This window comes from Fodinibius halophilus (assembly GCF_011059105.1).
GTDB lineage: Bacteria > Bacteroidota > Rhodothermia > Balneolales > Balneolaceae > Fodinibius > Fodinibius halophilus.
The window spans coordinates 32,417-46,752 of sequence record NZ_JAALLS010000009.1 but is presented as its reverse complement, the minus strand read 5'-3'; the positions used below and the strand labels follow the sequence as shown (position 1 = coordinate 46,752).

General features: G+C 44.0%; 15 protein-coding genes. 10 read left to right on the top strand and 5 right to left on the bottom strand.

The annotated features are described in order from the left end of the window. The first annotated feature begins 18 nt into the window (after window positions 1–18). The 3 genes from G3569_RS08295 to G3569_RS08285 all read left to right on the top strand — a co-directional run bounded on the left by G3569_RS08295 (window position 19) and on the right by G3569_RS08285 (window position 1,336). Window positions 19–234: a hypothetical protein gene (locus tag G3569_RS08295; protein WP_165268001.1), complete on the top strand. Its 216-nt coding sequence runs from the start codon at window positions 19–21 to the stop codon at window positions 232–234. Between the two features lie 12 nt (window positions 235–246). After that, complete coding sequence (locus tag G3569_RS08290; protein ID WP_165267999.1) at window positions 247–678, top strand: hypothetical protein; 432 nt, start codon at window positions 247–249, stop codon at window positions 676–678. 163 nt (window positions 679–841) lie between these two features. Next, complete coding sequence (locus G3569_RS08285) at window positions 842–1,336, top strand: hypothetical protein (RefSeq protein ID WP_165267997.1); 495 nt, start codon at window positions 842–844, stop codon at window positions 1,334–1,336. A gap of 32 nt (window positions 1,337–1,368) precedes the next feature. Here the strand turns inward: G3569_RS08285 and G3569_RS08280 are convergent, their stop codons facing one another. From G3569_RS08280 to G3569_RS08260, 5 genes are all read right to left on the bottom strand, one after another. Then, window positions 1,369–3,081 (bottom strand): ATP-dependent DNA ligase, encoded by a 1,713-nt coding sequence (locus G3569_RS08280; protein ID WP_165267995.1) that lies wholly within the window; start codon window positions 3,079–3,081, stop codon window positions 1,369–1,371. A gap of 112 nt (window positions 3,082–3,193) precedes the next feature. After that, window positions 3,194–4,177 (bottom strand): MBL fold metallo-hydrolase, encoded by a 984-nt coding sequence (locus tag G3569_RS08275; RefSeq protein WP_165267993.1) that lies wholly within the window; start codon window positions 4,175–4,177, stop codon window positions 3,194–3,196. Further along, a complete protein-coding gene (locus G3569_RS08270) occupies window positions 4,177–4,614 on the bottom strand; it encodes a hypothetical protein (RefSeq protein ID WP_165267991.1) in 438 nt (145 codons plus the stop codon). The genes G3569_RS08275 and G3569_RS08270 overlap by 1 nt, the downstream gene beginning before the upstream one ends. Before the next feature lie 9 nt (window positions 4,615–4,623). Continuing rightward, entirely contained in the window at window positions 4,624–5,574 is a 951-nt protein-coding gene (locus tag G3569_RS08265) for a TerC family protein (RefSeq protein WP_165267989.1), read from the bottom strand. 90 nt (window positions 5,575–5,664) lie between these two features. Then, window positions 5,665–6,603: a hydrogen peroxide-inducible genes activator gene (locus G3569_RS08260; protein WP_165267987.1), complete on the bottom strand. Its 939-nt coding sequence runs from the start codon at window positions 6,601–6,603 to the stop codon at window positions 5,665–5,667. 181 nt (window positions 6,604–6,784) lie between these two features. On the opposite strand from G3569_RS08260, the gene G3569_RS08255 reads away from it, so the two are divergent. The 7 genes from G3569_RS08255 to G3569_RS18380 all read left to right on the top strand — a co-directional run bounded on the left by G3569_RS08255 (window position 6,785) and on the right by G3569_RS18380 (window position 13,852). Beyond that, on the top strand, window positions 6,785–7,060 hold the full coding sequence (locus G3569_RS08255; protein ID WP_165267985.1) for an acylphosphatase: 276 nt from the start codon (window positions 6,785–6,787) through the stop codon (window positions 7,058–7,060). Then, on the top strand, window positions 7,060–7,599 hold the full coding sequence (gene thpR, locus G3569_RS08250; RefSeq protein ID WP_165267983.1) for an RNA 2',3'-cyclic phosphodiesterase: 540 nt from the start codon (window positions 7,060–7,062) through the stop codon (window positions 7,597–7,599). The genes G3569_RS08255 and thpR overlap by 1 nt, the downstream gene beginning before the upstream one ends. A 31-nt stretch (window positions 7,600–7,630) precedes the next feature. Next, on the top strand, window positions 7,631–8,476 hold the full coding sequence (locus G3569_RS08245; RefSeq protein WP_165267981.1) for an alpha/beta hydrolase: 846 nt from the start codon (window positions 7,631–7,633) through the stop codon (window positions 8,474–8,476). Window position 8,477: 1 nt separating this feature from the next. Then, window positions 8,478–8,897 carry a secondary thiamine-phosphate synthase enzyme YjbQ gene (locus G3569_RS08240; protein ID WP_165267979.1) on the top strand — a complete coding sequence of 140 codons (420 nt, stop codon included), beginning with the start codon at window positions 8,478–8,480 and terminating at the stop codon, window positions 8,895–8,897. A 2,113-nt stretch (window positions 8,898–11,010) separates the two neighbouring features. Further along, window positions 11,011–11,916, top strand: coding sequence for a sulfate adenylyltransferase subunit CysD (gene cysD / locus G3569_RS08235; RefSeq protein WP_165267977.1), 906 nt, complete (start codon window positions 11,011–11,013; stop codon window positions 11,914–11,916). Window positions 11,917–11,980: 64 nt separating this feature from the next. Continuing rightward, window positions 11,981–13,261 carry a sulfate adenylyltransferase subunit CysN gene (gene cysN / locus G3569_RS08230; protein ID WP_165267975.1) on the top strand — a complete coding sequence of 427 codons (1,281 nt, stop codon included), beginning with the start codon at window positions 11,981–11,983 and terminating at the stop codon, window positions 13,259–13,261. 180 nt (window positions 13,262–13,441) lie between these two features. Further along, window positions 13,442–13,852: a hypothetical protein gene (locus G3569_RS18380; protein ID WP_205720095.1), complete on the top strand. Its 411-nt coding sequence runs from the start codon at window positions 13,442–13,444 to the stop codon at window positions 13,850–13,852. Window positions 13,853–14,336 lie beyond the last annotated feature (484 nt).

The window sequence follows — 14,336 nt, the reverse complement described above, 5'->3', positions numbered from 1 at the left end:
TAAAAAAGAGAGGCAATTATGTTTTATTTCCGCATCAATAAGTTAAAAATAATCGACAATCGTACCAGTGGATTTCTGTTTTTCAAAAAGGATTTGGCGGACGTCAAAATTATCAGTTTTGTGACAACTGGGAATGATGATTTGCCGGATATTGATTTATGGTTACAAGAGGATGACCCCGAGGAAAAGAAAAGTCTGTTAGCTTCGGCAGTTACAAATTTGGCTGCTTCATGAGTTTTAACAACAGTGGAGAGTGTCAAAGATAATCATTCACTCTTCTTTGGAGATACCGGGTATGTACTGTATCAATCGCAGCAAATTCCAGATAATTTTAACTGGTGCTTTACGGCGGTAAAAAGTAGTCGTGATCAAAATGAGTTCGGTCAGGTAATGGAAGAGGTGGTCAACGATTCAGAGTTTGATGCTTTTGCTGATAACTTGGGGACACTGGTTTGGGGAGCTGCTAACCCTGCATTTACCGCCGGAGTGGAAGTGGCTAAATATACCGTTTCTACAGTTTCTAAAATATTGCAAGAAGCCGGTGACGAGCAGGTCGGTATCCTGTATATGTCTCTTAACAGAAATCAGCACTATCTGCATGGCGAACGTAAAAAGGATGATGTGCCTGACCTTTCGGGCAATCTCCACATCGATTACTCCATTTTTGCGGTCTCTTAAGACCTACTTACTTGATGGTCTCCAATAGAACGGTCTGCGAATTTTAATTTTGTTTTCAGGTGAGTATAAAAAACAAATGGCAGTATGTATTTTGACAATTTATAAAATTATACCATTCTTAAAGAGAACTAATTTTAGAGAGCAAAAAAATAAAGGGGTACTTATGAAATCACTCATCACGAGTATGTTAATTGCTGTATTTTTAACTGTTGGTTGTGCCAGCAGTGGATCGGTTTATCAGTTACCGGATAACCAGCGGAAAGGACTTACTTTCCAAACATATCAAGAGGCACCAAAAGAGGCTTTTGATACTGTAGAGGAGGTAGTGCAGAGCTATAAATCGGATATGTTTATGGAAGAAGGTTGGGAAATCGAATCTTCTGATAAGCTAGCAGGGACACTGAAAACCAACTGGCGGAAAGCCGGTAGTTCGGGCTCTGTTAGTGGTGGGAATACTATGGGATCTGACAGTGACGAACGATATAAGCTAAATGTTAGAATTACTGAAGTTGGTTCCGGTTCCAAAGTGTCACTGCAATTAATAAAGCAGGTTAAAATGTCGCAGTGGCGAACTTTCGATGTTAAGCAAGAGACAGCTCAAAATCATTTGCAACCGCTGCTGAAGGAGTTGGACAAGAGTTTAACGGTGCAAAGCTAAAGTTGTACTATTTATACGAACCGACAAACCCCTCATTGATGAAAAACGAATGAGGGGTTTTCTTTTTGCTTTAAACGGTCTCTGTCAATTTTCTGTTGATACATCCGCTCCACATCTTTGAGTGTATTTGCATCTGTAGGAGCAAGATCCCAGCGAATAGCTTTGAAGCGCGGAAGGCGGAGGGTATAATTGGCTTTGGTACGCTTATTTACTTGTATGTCATCAAATTCAAGCTCTACTACAATTTCGGGAATAAGTCCCAGGGTAGGCCCATACTTTTCGACAGTTAAATCTTTGATTTTTTTGTTAAGGCGCTTCATCTCTTCATCGGTGTAGCCACCGTAGGCTTTGCCAATAGGAATGAACTCCTCTTCATATCGCTCATCTTCTGCGACGCGTATACCCAATGTAAAGTCGGAGTAGTATCCTCCTCGTCTGCCACTACCGGCATGGGCATACATCAATACCGTATCGAGGGTGCCACCGGGCCTCTTCACTTTGAGCCAGGATTTTCGACGCTGTCCGTATTCATAGGTGCTTTCCTTCTTTTTAAGCATGAGTCCCTCATTCCCGTGGGCCAGGGCTCGTTCGAAAAGTTCCTCTACATGGGCATGAGTCTCTACATTGAATTGATTTGTGATAGGCAGTGAATATTTTTTTGATAGTGTCACAAGCAGTTCACGTCTTTTGGCAAGGGGATGGCCAAATGTTGGCTGTTTACCATGATACAAGACATCATAGGCGATAAAGAGTACGGGGTATTTCTGTATCACTTCTTGGGATGGCTTTTTTCGTCCCATTCGTTTTTGTAATAACTGGAAGGGCAAAATTTCATCATCCTTATAGACACAAATTTCACCATCAAGTACCAGGGCCGGCAAATTGCGGGAGGTGAAAAACTGTACGATTTCCGGGAAGGAATGGGTGATATCGTTGAGATCGCGCGAATATAGTTCTACCTGTTCTCCCTTAACATGACCCTGGGCCCGCATGCCGTCGAACTTTTCCTCTGCGATATAGGGATCCAGGTTTTCAATACTACGACTTTCGATAGGGGAAGCCAGCATAAATGAAAGCGGATGGAACAGTTTAAAGCTTGCTTGATCCAGACTGTTATTTTTGCAGAGGACAGCTGTATTTCCGATACTGCCGGTTATCATATGAGCATAACGAACATTTTCCAATTTTTTCTTGAACGCTTTGGAAAGTGCAGAAACAACACTTTTTGTTTCAAAACCAATGCGAAGAGAACCGCGGCTCATAATGCGAATAAAATATTTGATTTCCAGGGCCGTCATTTTTTTCCAGCAGTTCTGCAAAACCTCTTGTTTATCGGCGCGGGAAGATAGCTGGGACAGCTTGTGATATTGTTCCTCTACCTGTTTAAGAGATAATTGGGAGGGACTCCTTTTACGACGGGCCACATCGATATTTTGCATCAATTTTTCTATTGCTTCGGATGCACTGCCCAGGGCTGTTTTGCAGGGCTTAAAGACCTTTTCATAGTCGATTTCACAAAAGTTGGCAGCGCAGGTCGAGTAGGTTCGGCTCCCTACCGAAGCACGTTTGCCCGAAAGGTCAGAAAAGGCGCCTTCACCTAAGAATTGGGCAGCCCGACGCAGGTTTTCGTCTTCAGGGATAGATCGGAAATAATCTGCACAGATAGCGATTTTCGTATTCGTACTACGTGTTTCTTTGATCGCTTGCGCTGTCTCAGTCAGTTTTTGAAAAGAGTCAGTAGCCATAATTAAATTACAATTCTGTAAAATGGAACGCGGATGGCGCTAATATAGCAGGTTTAGGCCGTTTCGTATCTGTGATAAACTGTACAATCAGTTTAATCCGTGTGTTCGATTATTAGTCATCCTCTTCAGATTCAAGGTCCAAAAAACGTGAATTTATGTTCCGTGTATCTAAGTAATGTTGAACGACATCAGCATTGGGAGTATGGGTTATATGAACTTTTTGTGGTTCTAACCTTTCACATAACCGAATAAGTTCAAAAAAGTCGAGATGGTCAGAAAGTGGAATCAGCTTATGTACGGTAAGTTGTGATCGCGTTGCTTCTCGGCTTGCCCATCCCGAACAATAGGCAATACGCTTTTTTTTCACATTTGAAGCAAAGCCATTATTAAGAGCTGAATTCGTAGTGATAAGGATATTGCCCGCACAGGTACCACGGTTGTACGTTGCGTAGGTGCCCAAATCGATTCCGGCTTCTTCATATACATCGCACATTTTATAGCCGGCCCCGTGAATCTGTACCGGGTGATTTAATGGCGACAAAAAGTGCATTACCTCTTGAGCTTTGCCCAGGTTATAGGCTAAAAAAACAGGAGTGTAATTGTCGGCAAGTGTTTTTTGGGCAAATTCTCGAATTTCGTTACCCAACTCCTCGTGTGAATCCCAACGGTAAATGGGCAGGCTGAAGGTTGCTTCGGTAATGAAATGGTCAACTTGATGGGGGATGGCAAAACCCTCAGTGGCAGGAGAGGGCGGCGTTCTGTAATCCCCGGTATAAAGTACTGAGCCTTCTTCGCTTTCAACGTAGACCATTGCCGACCCTAAGATGTGTCCGGCAGGGTATAATGTAATGCGAGCATTTTCTGTCTCAAATGGTTCTTCAAAATCGAGAACGGTGGCCTCCCCTTTGTATCCCCGGCGACGCATCAACTTCAGGGTGTTTGACGTGCAGTATACGCTGCTTTTGCGATTTCGCGGCATATGATCGGCATGGGCATGAGAGATAAAAGTATGCTGGGTATCTGTGCCACTGTAGTCGAAACCGATATTCAGATTGGGCAGCAGAATACCGTGGTATCCCGCTTTTGTGATATTCATTAAATAGGAGTTCGGTTAATTACCAAGTATGCGAGCAGGAATATCGCAAAGCCCACTGCCACCATTATGGCACCGCATCTTGAAATTACCTCTGGTAATTTTTTGCTATTGGCCTTTATTAACGGGCGATTATCTTGCCAGCGAACCAATTGAATTCCTGCAATATAGACTACTAATAAACTCCAAAGCGTAAACAGGAGTTCAATCCATGAAAAGGGCGTGAATGAGAGGACGAGTCCCGGTAGGGTAAACAGGAGGAAGTATTTTATGATTCGGATGAAAACAGGGGGCGGCTTTTCTTGCTCTGCTGCCTTTTGCAGGAGCTGACTAAGCTGTTGTTTTTTTAGGATGAGATAGCTGCCACCTGCAATAAATGAGATACCTAATACGGTATAGTACAGGGCAAACCACTTTATGGAAAAGGCTTCGAGGTTCATGATGATATATTATTCTTCATCAGGTAAATCTTCTTCATCTATCGGGGCTTCCTCTAGTGGATACATGATTGAGGCTATTACAGAGGCCGCAAGGGTAAAGGCAATAAAGCCCAGGGCAAAAGGCGTCGGTATATGATAAAAATCTGCAAGAAGCATTTTTATCCCTACAAAGACTAATATAGCAGAAAGCCCGTAATGTAGATAATGGAAGAGTCTCATAATACCCGACAGTGCAAAATAGAGTGCCCGTAATCCCAGTATTGCAAAAGCATTAGAGCTATATACGATAAATTCGTCTCGGGTAATTGCAAGAATAGCCGGAATAGAATCGAGGGCAAAAACAACATCAGTGGTTTCAATAACCACAACAACTACAAAAAGGGGCGTAGCTATAAGTTTGCCCATTTTTCGTATGAAAAAGGCAGATCCATGGTAGCTTTTGGTCGTAGGAATAATCTTTCGAACAAGTTTGAGGATGGGATTCCGCTCGGGATGAACTTCCTTATCCTTTTCAAAAGCGAGCTTAATACCCGTAAAGACGAGAAAGCCGCCGAAGATGTAAATAATCCAGTGAAAGCGTTCGAGTAGGGCAACGCCGGTGAATATAAAGAGGAATCGCATGATAAGGGCTCCGAAAATCCCCCAAAAGAGTACCTTGTGTTGATATTCTTCCGGGACTTTAAAGTAGGAGAATACCAACAGGAAGACGAAAATATTGTCAACACTTAGCGATTTTTCTATCAGGTAGCCGGTATAATAATCCAGGGCCGTTTGGGTGCCCATATAGTAGTAGATTCCCACGCCAAAAATAAGTGCTAGCGCAATCCAGACACCGGTCCATATGAGGGCCTGGCGGATGGTCTCTTTGTCGTCTTTATCGTGGAAGACGGTCAGGTCGATGATCAGCATCGCAATGATGAAGATATTGAAGACCGTCCAAAGTAAAATAGAATGATCCAAGAGGTTATAGATCTGTTTGGCAATTCAAAATAAGCCTCAAAGGTATGGAACCTACTACAAAATTACTAAGCAAGTATTTTGAATTGTTTGCTACTCTACGAGCAGTCCATTTTCTGTTTTTTTCAGCTCTGGAGGGATAACATCCATTACTTCTTTTTTAAATGCCTGGATCACGTTGTTCTTGAGATATTCTCGTCCGTAGACAACCCGTACTTTTCTTCGTGGTACCGGATCACTGAAATGACGCAGGTGGGCTTTGGCACATTGGGCATCAATCTGGTTTTTGGCCAGGTAGGGAAGCAGAGTCATGCCAAAGTTTTGCTCAACAAGCTGCTTGAGGGTAGCCAGGTTGCCACTTTCAAATTCGATATGCTGCTCATCAAGCTGGTTCTTACGAAATTTTTTACAGAGTTGTACAGTCTGGTCACGAAAGCAGTGGCCTTCGTTGAGTAGCCAGAGATCACTGCCCGCCAAGTCATCAACAGAGATCTGTTTCTTTTTGGCAAGAGGGTGGTCTTCGGATACATAACCCAGGAAAGGCTCGTAGTATAGGTCTTCTTCAAAGATGTTGCCACGATCTGCCGGGGTAGCAATAACGCCAATATCAAGGTGATCTTGATCCAGAAGATCTAAGATCTCATCCGTTATTACTTCTTCAAAAATAAGACGTACATCCGGGTATTTTTCACGAAAGTTACGCAGAAAAAGAGGAAGCAGATAGGGCGCTATTGTAGGGATGATGCCAATACGAAACGTACCCTGTAGTTTTTCGTCACGAAGCGAAGCCAGATCTTCGATATGCTTTTCCTGCTTTAGCATCTTCTTGGCTTCTTCGATAATTTTCTCCCCTATCTCGGTTGGGATAACCGGAGATTTTGATCGATCAAAGATGGTAATATCCAGCTCATCTTCCAGCTTGTGGATCTGCATACTAAGCGTAGGCTGTGTTACGTATGACTTTTCTGCAGCTGTAGCAAAATGGCGGTACCGGTCAACAGCAACAATATAGGATAGTTGTGTGAGGGTCATATCAAATATAAGGTCTTTAAAACGTCAGTATATACAATTACTTTTCTGAAAAATACAAACTTTCAACTTATAATTCGTTTTTAGTTAGAGAATTCCTATTAGATTACTACATTTGCCCTGAACGAATAGTTCTAAACCACGTTATTGAGAGTTAAAGAGTTAATAAAAGAGTGTCTGTGATATGCAACAAGCTCATGTATTTATTGAAGGAAGGGTACAAGGCGTTGGATTTCGCCATTTTGCACAAGTTAATGCCGAAGAGGTTGGTGTGTTCGGTTGGGTAAAGAATTTACCAGACGGACGGGTTGAAGCGGTATTTGCAGGACCCATTGATCATATCCGTGAAATGGTTAATCGATGTGAACAGGGACCCGGGGCCAGTAGGGTTGATAACATTGATGTTACCGTAGAAGATGCAACGCAAGAGTATGAAGATTTTGAAGTACGCTATCACTGATGCGTCTGTTTATTGCTATTCCCATACCGGAAACTGTTAAACAACGGCTTGCTGAGCTACAGCAGTCTATGGAGGGAGTTCGTTGGCAATCAAAGGAACAGATCCATCTGACACTGAAATTTTTAGGCGAAACTGAGCCGGATAGAGTCGAACAGTTAAAAGAACGGCTCTCAGAAGTCCGGCACCCGGTCTTTTCATTAATTATAAAGGGATTGGGATTTTTTTCGCGCGGCAGTAAGCCCCGGGTACTGTGGGCCGGTATTGTTAATAATGACCGTTTAGATGGGCTGCACAATAAGATCGAAAAGATATGCACTTCTATGGGATTTAAAGCCGAAGTGCGCCCTTTTAAACCCCATATTACCCTGGCCCGGTTAAAGGGAATTTCGAAACGAAAAGTAACCTCTTTTATAGATCAGCATAAACAGTTTCAGTTGCCCAAAGTACAAATTCATGAATTTGCTCTTTATGAGAGTAAGCTAGATTCAGAGGGGGCAGTTCACCATCGACTAAAAACTATAAAGCTGGGAAATAACTGATATAGGCGAGTAACTGTAAACGGAACTCCTTATGCGTATGGTGCAGACGATATTTTGGATAGGAATCAGTGTGCTGGTTGGCTATACGCTGATACTCGTATTGATGTATCTGTTGCAGGCAACAATGATATACCACCCGCAAAAAGAGCTGATTGCTAATCCCCAAAGTATAGGTCGTACTTATAAGGACGTGACATTTCGCACCCCGGATGATGTGCAGCTGCATGGATGGTTTATACCTGCGGACTCTTCGGCTCCCACCATACTGTATGCCCACGGTAATGCGGGAAATATATCCGGTCGTCTGCAGAGTATTCAGCTTCTAAATAGCATGGGTTGCAATGTGTTTATTTTTGACTACAGGGGGTACGGCAAGAGTGAGGGGGCACCCAGTGAAGAAGGGACGTATCGTGATATATCTGTTGCATGGGATTACCTCGTTGATCAAAGAAAAGTAAGTAAAGACAAGATTGTGGTAATGGGGCGTTCATTGGGAGGCTCGGTGGCTGCCTGGTTGGCAGCACGAAAAGATCCTGCTGCTGTTGTTATTGAATCGACCTTTACTTCTGCAGTAGATCTGGGAGCAGATCTTTATCCCTGGCTGCCGGTACGATGGTTGCTAAAGTTTGAATACAAAACGATAGATCATATCAAGCAAATTGAGCAACCATTGTTTATGGCTCACAGTCGAGATGACCAAGTGGTTCCATTTTCTCATGGGGAACAGCTTTTTGAGGCAGCAAATGAACCTAAAACTTTTGTTGAGTTACAAGGGGGACATGGTTCGGGCTTTTGGGAGTCGGGCGCAATCTATTCCGATGCATTACGGAAATTCCTGGGGCGTTATACTTCATTAAACTCAAAAGTGAATAACTAGCATGGATATCGTTAGCAAGCAGATAACCATAGGTGCAGAAGGGTTTTCTGACATCGTCAATATCACAGAAGAGATTGAGCGTTTTGCTTCTGATAGTAATTTCTCGGAAGGATTGATCCATATTTTCCCAATTGGATCGACAGCTTCTATTTCGACCATCGAATTTGAACCCGCCTTGGTTCAGGATATGAAAGACAAGCTGGAAGAATTTGCACCTCATGATCAAACTACCCGTCATGGTGAAACTTGGGGAGATGACAACGGCTTTTCGCATATGCGAGCAACCATGATGGGATCGGGCATAACGGTGCCATTGCATGAGGGAGAGCCGGTGCTTGGAACCTGGCAGCAAGTTGTAATTATTAATCATGATAACCGGGCTCGCGAACGACGTATTTTCCTTCAGGTATTGGGCAAATAGAGCAGGACTTTTGTATTTCTTGTGCTTATCTTATTTGCCGTCCCGACAGCTGTCGGGATCAGGATTTTCCTGAACAGGCCACTTATAATCAAGCAATAGCGCGAGCGTCTCGCTCGTGCGATATTGATCCATCCTTGCTCCCTCTGGACAAGCAAGGGGAGAAACTCCATAATTTTGGAAAAGTAATTTCTCAGAGCTAGCCTGTGTAGTATCTAAAGGATAAGAAAGTGTCCTCCTTGTGGCTATAACTATGATAGGTTTGGGAGTGTGAACTGAAGGAGGTGCAGCTATGTGCCTTGAAGTTTTTAACATAGTGGCAGAGGGTGACCGGCAAAGATTTTGAATTCCTGTCCATTTGTGCTAGGTTTCAAGCTTGTATTGACTTATGTTGTTCATTTTTTCAGTGACGATCCGCCGGTAGTCGGACCAGCAAAGCTGGAACAACCCAAAAAATTGACCGGCTGAGAATTCTGAACCTGCTTCAGCCTTCGGATGGGATAATTCTAATGGTCCTTCTCATTATGAAGGAGCATCAAAGAGATAACCGGTATAGAATTATCCTTTTCATCCTTCGGCCTCCACACAGAATTCGTTATGCCGGGGTCTAGAAACCGTGAAACGAGCAAGAAATATTCTCTCTTTCGGCATTATCTGAAAGAAAGGCATTTAGTGTAATCAGAAGGGGTTGGGGCCAGAAATGATCCTTTGATTACATGGTCAGGAGCCTCATAGCCCTAATAAAGAAAGGGACATCCACTTAATATATAACTTCTTGTCATCCTGAACTTGTTTCAGGATCTCCTGGTTAAGATTCGCGTAGTATCAAAAGGATATCCCCCCTCTTCGGGCATTATCCGAATAAAAGGCAGGTAAAATTTCCCTCTTGGGTGGAGGTGGGTATAATAAGATGTAATAGGGATTTACTTTTTTGAATGAGCAAAAAAGTAACCACGTAGAACGGGGCACAGCAAAAATATCACCGGGGAAAAGCTAGATTTTGCTCTATTCACAGCTCAAAAGTAGGGGTTGCTCGTCCTCATTAGTAATTATTCTAAAATATCTTTCCCAAGTTTTCGCCCCCCCCCCGTTTAAAACCATCATTTTCTAAATAAAAGCTGTCCCAAATGACATTAGAATTGTGAGCGAGGGCCAAAGTATGCGGTTGTGTATTTTGTACCGGTGATCTTTGAGAAATAGGTTCTTCTTGTCAAAGGACCATCAAAATACACGCATGCTGAAGGCCAGAGCTGCTCCACAATTCGCAGTATTGATCTTTTACGAGCCTTTTGCATCAAGGTAAAAGGCGGAAAAGGAATGGCACTATTTGTTTTGTTACTGTTTTTAAGCGACGAAAAAAGTAACAAAAAAAGTCGCCGGCTGTGGGTTCTTCGGACTCATGCTACTTCGTAGTTCGGGAACGAATGTGTCACTTGCTCCGGTGTCCGGAGCTTCGGACAGAACATTCGTTCTGATCCTCACCACTCATTCACATAATCGGACCCTCACAAACCTGATGCCGGGTGATTGCGAAACGTGAAACGAGCAAGAAATCTTCCCCCTTTGGGCATCGATGGAATGAAAAGCATTGGGGTAATTCAAAGGGGGCTTGGGGGATGTTATAGTTTATCTATTTATGGAAACCTCAGACTCCTGATTCGAAACCCCAAAAAAAGCAGTGTCACTGCGCTGTGCTCCATTTTACGGTGAGGGATTCCGGTGTTTGTTCGGAAGAGCGTGGCAGTTTCCCTTGCTTAGATCGCGAAGTGCACCGAAGTCATACCTACGCCAAAGGCTTCGGCAGATTTTACCTCGGCGTAGGTGTACGTAGGATCTAAAGGATATTCTTCAACATATTAAGTAGCAATATCAGGGAGTTCGCCGCGCTGCTTTTACTCCGCTCTCCCATAGAACGGGACCGGGCAAAAGTAAAGACCATTGGTAGTAGACGGTGGGCAACTAGCCTCCAAAATCCCTAAAAAGAGAACTGTAGAAGTCAGAACAACATTACTGGGACCTGCAGTTTTTAAAAAAAGCAATAAGAAGTAGTCATTCTACTTACTAATCCTTAACTTTAGCCGCTTTAATACATCTGTTTAACGTTTGAAACCCAAATATGCATTTATATAAGCTAAATCATATCCGGCAGCTTGAGTCGGAAGCTATACATATCATGAGAGAGGTGGCCGCTCAGTTTGAAAACCCGGTACTGATGTTTTCCGGGGGCAAAGATTCTATCACAATGGCGCGGCTGGCCCAAAAAGCCTTTTGGCCAGGGAAAATTCCATTTCCATTTTTACACGTGGATACCGGTCATAATTTTGATGAAACGATAGAGTTTCGCGATAACCTGATGGATGAGCTGGGTGTTGACCTTATTGTGGCTCACGTTCAGGATATGATTGATGAGGGACGGGTTAAAGAGGAGAAAGGACCTAATCCCAGTAGAAATAAACTGCAGATTCCCACCCTTTTAAGAGCATTGGAAGAAAACAACTTTGATGCCGCTTTTGGCGGAGCTCGCCGCGATGAAGAAAAGGCGCGGGCTAAAGAGCGATTTTTCTCTCACCGTGATGAGTTTGGGCAATGGGATCCCAAAAACCAGCGTCCGGAGCTTTGGAATTTATATAACGGACATAAAAGTCAGGGTGAACATTTTCGGGTATTTCCGCTGAGTAACTGGACCGAGATGGATGTATGGCAGTATATTGCAGCCGAAGGTATCGATATCCCCAACTTATACCTGGCCCATACCCGTGATGTTGTGGAGCGTGAAGGTACGTATCTTGCTAAGTCAAAGTTCATCACCTTGTCAGAGGATGAAGAATATGAGAAAAAGCAGGTGCGATTCCGTACGATAGGAGATATGACCTGTACCGGTGCTTTTAAGTCGGATGCGGATACCATTCCCCAAGTGATTGAAGAGGTGGCATCTGCGCGAATTACCGAGCGCGGTAACCGAACCGACGACAAGCGTGCTGAAGCTGCTATGGAAGAGCGCAAAAAACAAGGCTATTTTTAATTAAAAATTTAAAATTAAGAATTAGGAATTTGACAATTCTTAATTTCCAATTCTCAATTGAATAATGAGTACGAACGAAACTGAAGCAAATAAATATTTAGACATGGACCTGCTCCGTTTTACGACGGCGGGAAGTGTTGACGATGGAAAGAGTACACTGATTGGACGACTTTTATACGATTCGAAATCCATTTTTGACGATAGGATGGAAGCGATCGAAGAGTCCAGTAAGAAAAAGGGAGACGAGTATACGAACTTAGCATTGCTGACCGACGGACTTTCGGCCGAGCGCGAACAGGGCATCACTATTGATGTAGCTTACCGCTATTTTTCTACGCCCGAGCGCAAGTTTATTATTGCCGATACGCCGGGACACGTGCAGTATACCCGAAATATGGTAACCGGTGCCTCTACGGCTAACCTTGCCGTGATTTTGGTAGATGCGCGAAACGGTGTTATTGAGCAGACCTGCCGCCACGCTTTTATCGCATCACTGCTGCAGATTAAGCATATTGTACTTTGTGTGAACAAGATGGACCTTGTTGACTATAGCGAAGAGCAGTTCCACAAGATTAAAGATGAGTTTAAAACGTTTTCTTCTAAGCTTGATGTGCCCGAGATTCATTATATTCCCATCAGTGCGCTCTACGGGGATAATGTAGTAGAAGAATCGGACAATATGCCTTGGTACAAAGGATCTACGCTGCTGTATACCCTGGAAAATGTTCAGGTAAGCGGTGACTACGATCATGTAGACAGCCGTTTTCCCGTGCAATGGGTAACGCGTCCACAGTCTACCGAGTATCCCGACTACCGGGGATATGCCGGACAGATTGCCGGTGGAGTTTTTAAACCCGGTGATGAGGTTGTTGCGCTGCCATCCGGCTTTACTTCTGAAATTAAAGAGATCCACACCTTTGAGAATGAAGAGGAAGAAGCCTTTTCCCCCATGTCCGTAACGATGACCCTGGAGGATGACATCGATATCAGCAGGGGAGATATGATTGCCAAGCCCGACAACCAGCCTACCGTTGGACAGGATATCGATATGATGGTTTGCTGGCTGAACAAAGAGCCGCTTGATCCCCATGGGAAATATGCGATCAAACATACTACCAAGGATGCCCGATGCGTCATCAAAGAAGTAAAATACAAGGTAAATATTAATACTTTGCACCGTGTTGAAGGGGATAAAGAGATCGGCTTAAATGATATCGGTCGTATTAAAATTAGGACGACGAAGCCCCTTTTCTACGATAGTTACAAGCGCAATCGTAAGACCGGAAGTATCATTATCATTGATGAATATACCCATGAAACGGTGGGTGCCGGGATGATTCTTTAAGGGCAGTGATTGGGAACTAAGGTCAATGTTGGATGTTGAGTTTTGGATGTTGAGTTTTGGATGTTGGATTTTGGATGGTGAGTGATTAGGGGATTTAGTGACTGAGTTACAGAGTAACAAAGTGACTACGTAGAACGAGGCACGGCAAAGTTGCAAAGCATGATCGGGGACGGATGACCGTTGACGGTTTCTCAGTCCCCTGCTATCTTGTTCCGATGCCCTGCGTCGGGACGCATTCACCAGGGAGTATATGTTCATTTATCTCGTTCCAATGCTCTGCGTCGGGACGAATTTATTGCCGCTCTGTGGTGTGCACCTTTTAAACACACCTCGACCTTCCGGGCAACCGCGGGAAGCCCCCCCAAAGTACTGGTACTACTATGTCAAGGCTTCGTAGCAGGCAGGGAATCGTATTCCGACGGCTGTCGGGACCAGACCCCCGAATTAAATAACCTCCTTGTCATCCTGAACTTGTTTCAGGATCTCTTTGAAACGGTTCGAGTAGGATTAAAAGGGCAGGGAAAAGTCCCCCTTTGGGCATTATTGGAAGGAAAGGCGCTGGGTGTAATCGGAAGGGGGAAAGGGGGATGATAGAATTCATTAGTTTATTAAGTTTTAAGTGTGAAGTGTTAAGCACCAGGGCAGCGAAGTTGCAAAATGAGTCAGATGACGGAGGGCTGAGGACGGCTGACCGCTGACCGTTTTTTATCTCGTTTCAATGCTCTGCGTCGGAACGAATCTCCCATTGGGTGTATGTTCATTTTTTGTCAGCATTTGCCGGAAGTTGGACCAGCGGAGCTGAAAGAACCCCCGTAGAACGGGGCACGGCAAAAAAGTACTGGGGGAATCGTAGATTTTGTTCTGGTTAGAGCAGTGAGATTGAATGCTGCTCTATCTCGGTAGTTGCTATTATCACGTTTTTCCCGCGATTCGCCCCAGACCCCCGATTTAAAACCCCAAAAAAGTAATGTCACTTCGCCGTGCCTCGTTTTACGGGGAGGGATTCCGGCGATTTTTCGGAAGACCGCGGCAGTCTTCCTTTTTTAGATCGAATAGGAGCTAAAAGGCAGAGACA

Excerpts from the sequence above, each read along its gene's own strand:
- G3569_RS08295 (WP_165268001.1), top strand. The coding sequence starts at position 19 with ATGTTTTATTTCCGCATCAATAAGTTAAAAATAATCGACAATCGTACC.
- G3569_RS08285 (WP_165267997.1), top strand. The coding sequence starts at position 842 with ATGAAATCACTCATCACGAGTATGTTAATTGCTGTATTTTTAACTGTT.
- G3569_RS08280 (WP_165267995.1), bottom strand. The coding sequence starts at position 3,081 with ATGGCTACTGACTCTTTTCAAAAACTGACTGAGACAGCGCAAGCGATC.
- G3569_RS08275 (WP_165267993.1), bottom strand. The coding sequence starts at position 4,177 with ATGAATATCACAAAAGCGGGATACCACGGTATTCTGCTGCCCAATCTG.
- G3569_RS08270 (WP_165267991.1), bottom strand. The coding sequence starts at position 4,614 with ATGAACCTCGAAGCCTTTTCCATAAAGTGGTTTGCCCTGTACTATACC.
- G3569_RS08260 (WP_165267987.1), bottom strand. The coding sequence starts at position 6,603 with ATGACCCTCACACAACTATCCTATATTGTTGCTGTTGACCGGTACCGC.
- G3569_RS08255 (WP_165267985.1), top strand. The coding sequence starts at position 6,785 with ATGCAACAAGCTCATGTATTTATTGAAGGAAGGGTACAAGGCGTTGGA.
- thpR (WP_165267983.1), top strand. The coding sequence starts at position 7,060 with ATGCGTCTGTTTATTGCTATTCCCATACCGGAAACTGTTAAACAACGG.
- G3569_RS08245 (WP_165267981.1), top strand. The coding sequence starts at position 7,631 with ATGCGTATGGTGCAGACGATATTTTGGATAGGAATCAGTGTGCTGGTT.
- G3569_RS08240 (WP_165267979.1), top strand. The coding sequence starts at position 8,478 with ATGGATATCGTTAGCAAGCAGATAACCATAGGTGCAGAAGGGTTTTCT.
- cysD (WP_165267977.1), top strand. The coding sequence starts at position 11,011 with ATGCATTTATATAAGCTAAATCATATCCGGCAGCTTGAGTCGGAAGCT.
- cysN (WP_165267975.1), top strand. The coding sequence starts at position 11,981 with ATGAGTACGAACGAAACTGAAGCAAATAAATATTTAGACATGGACCTG.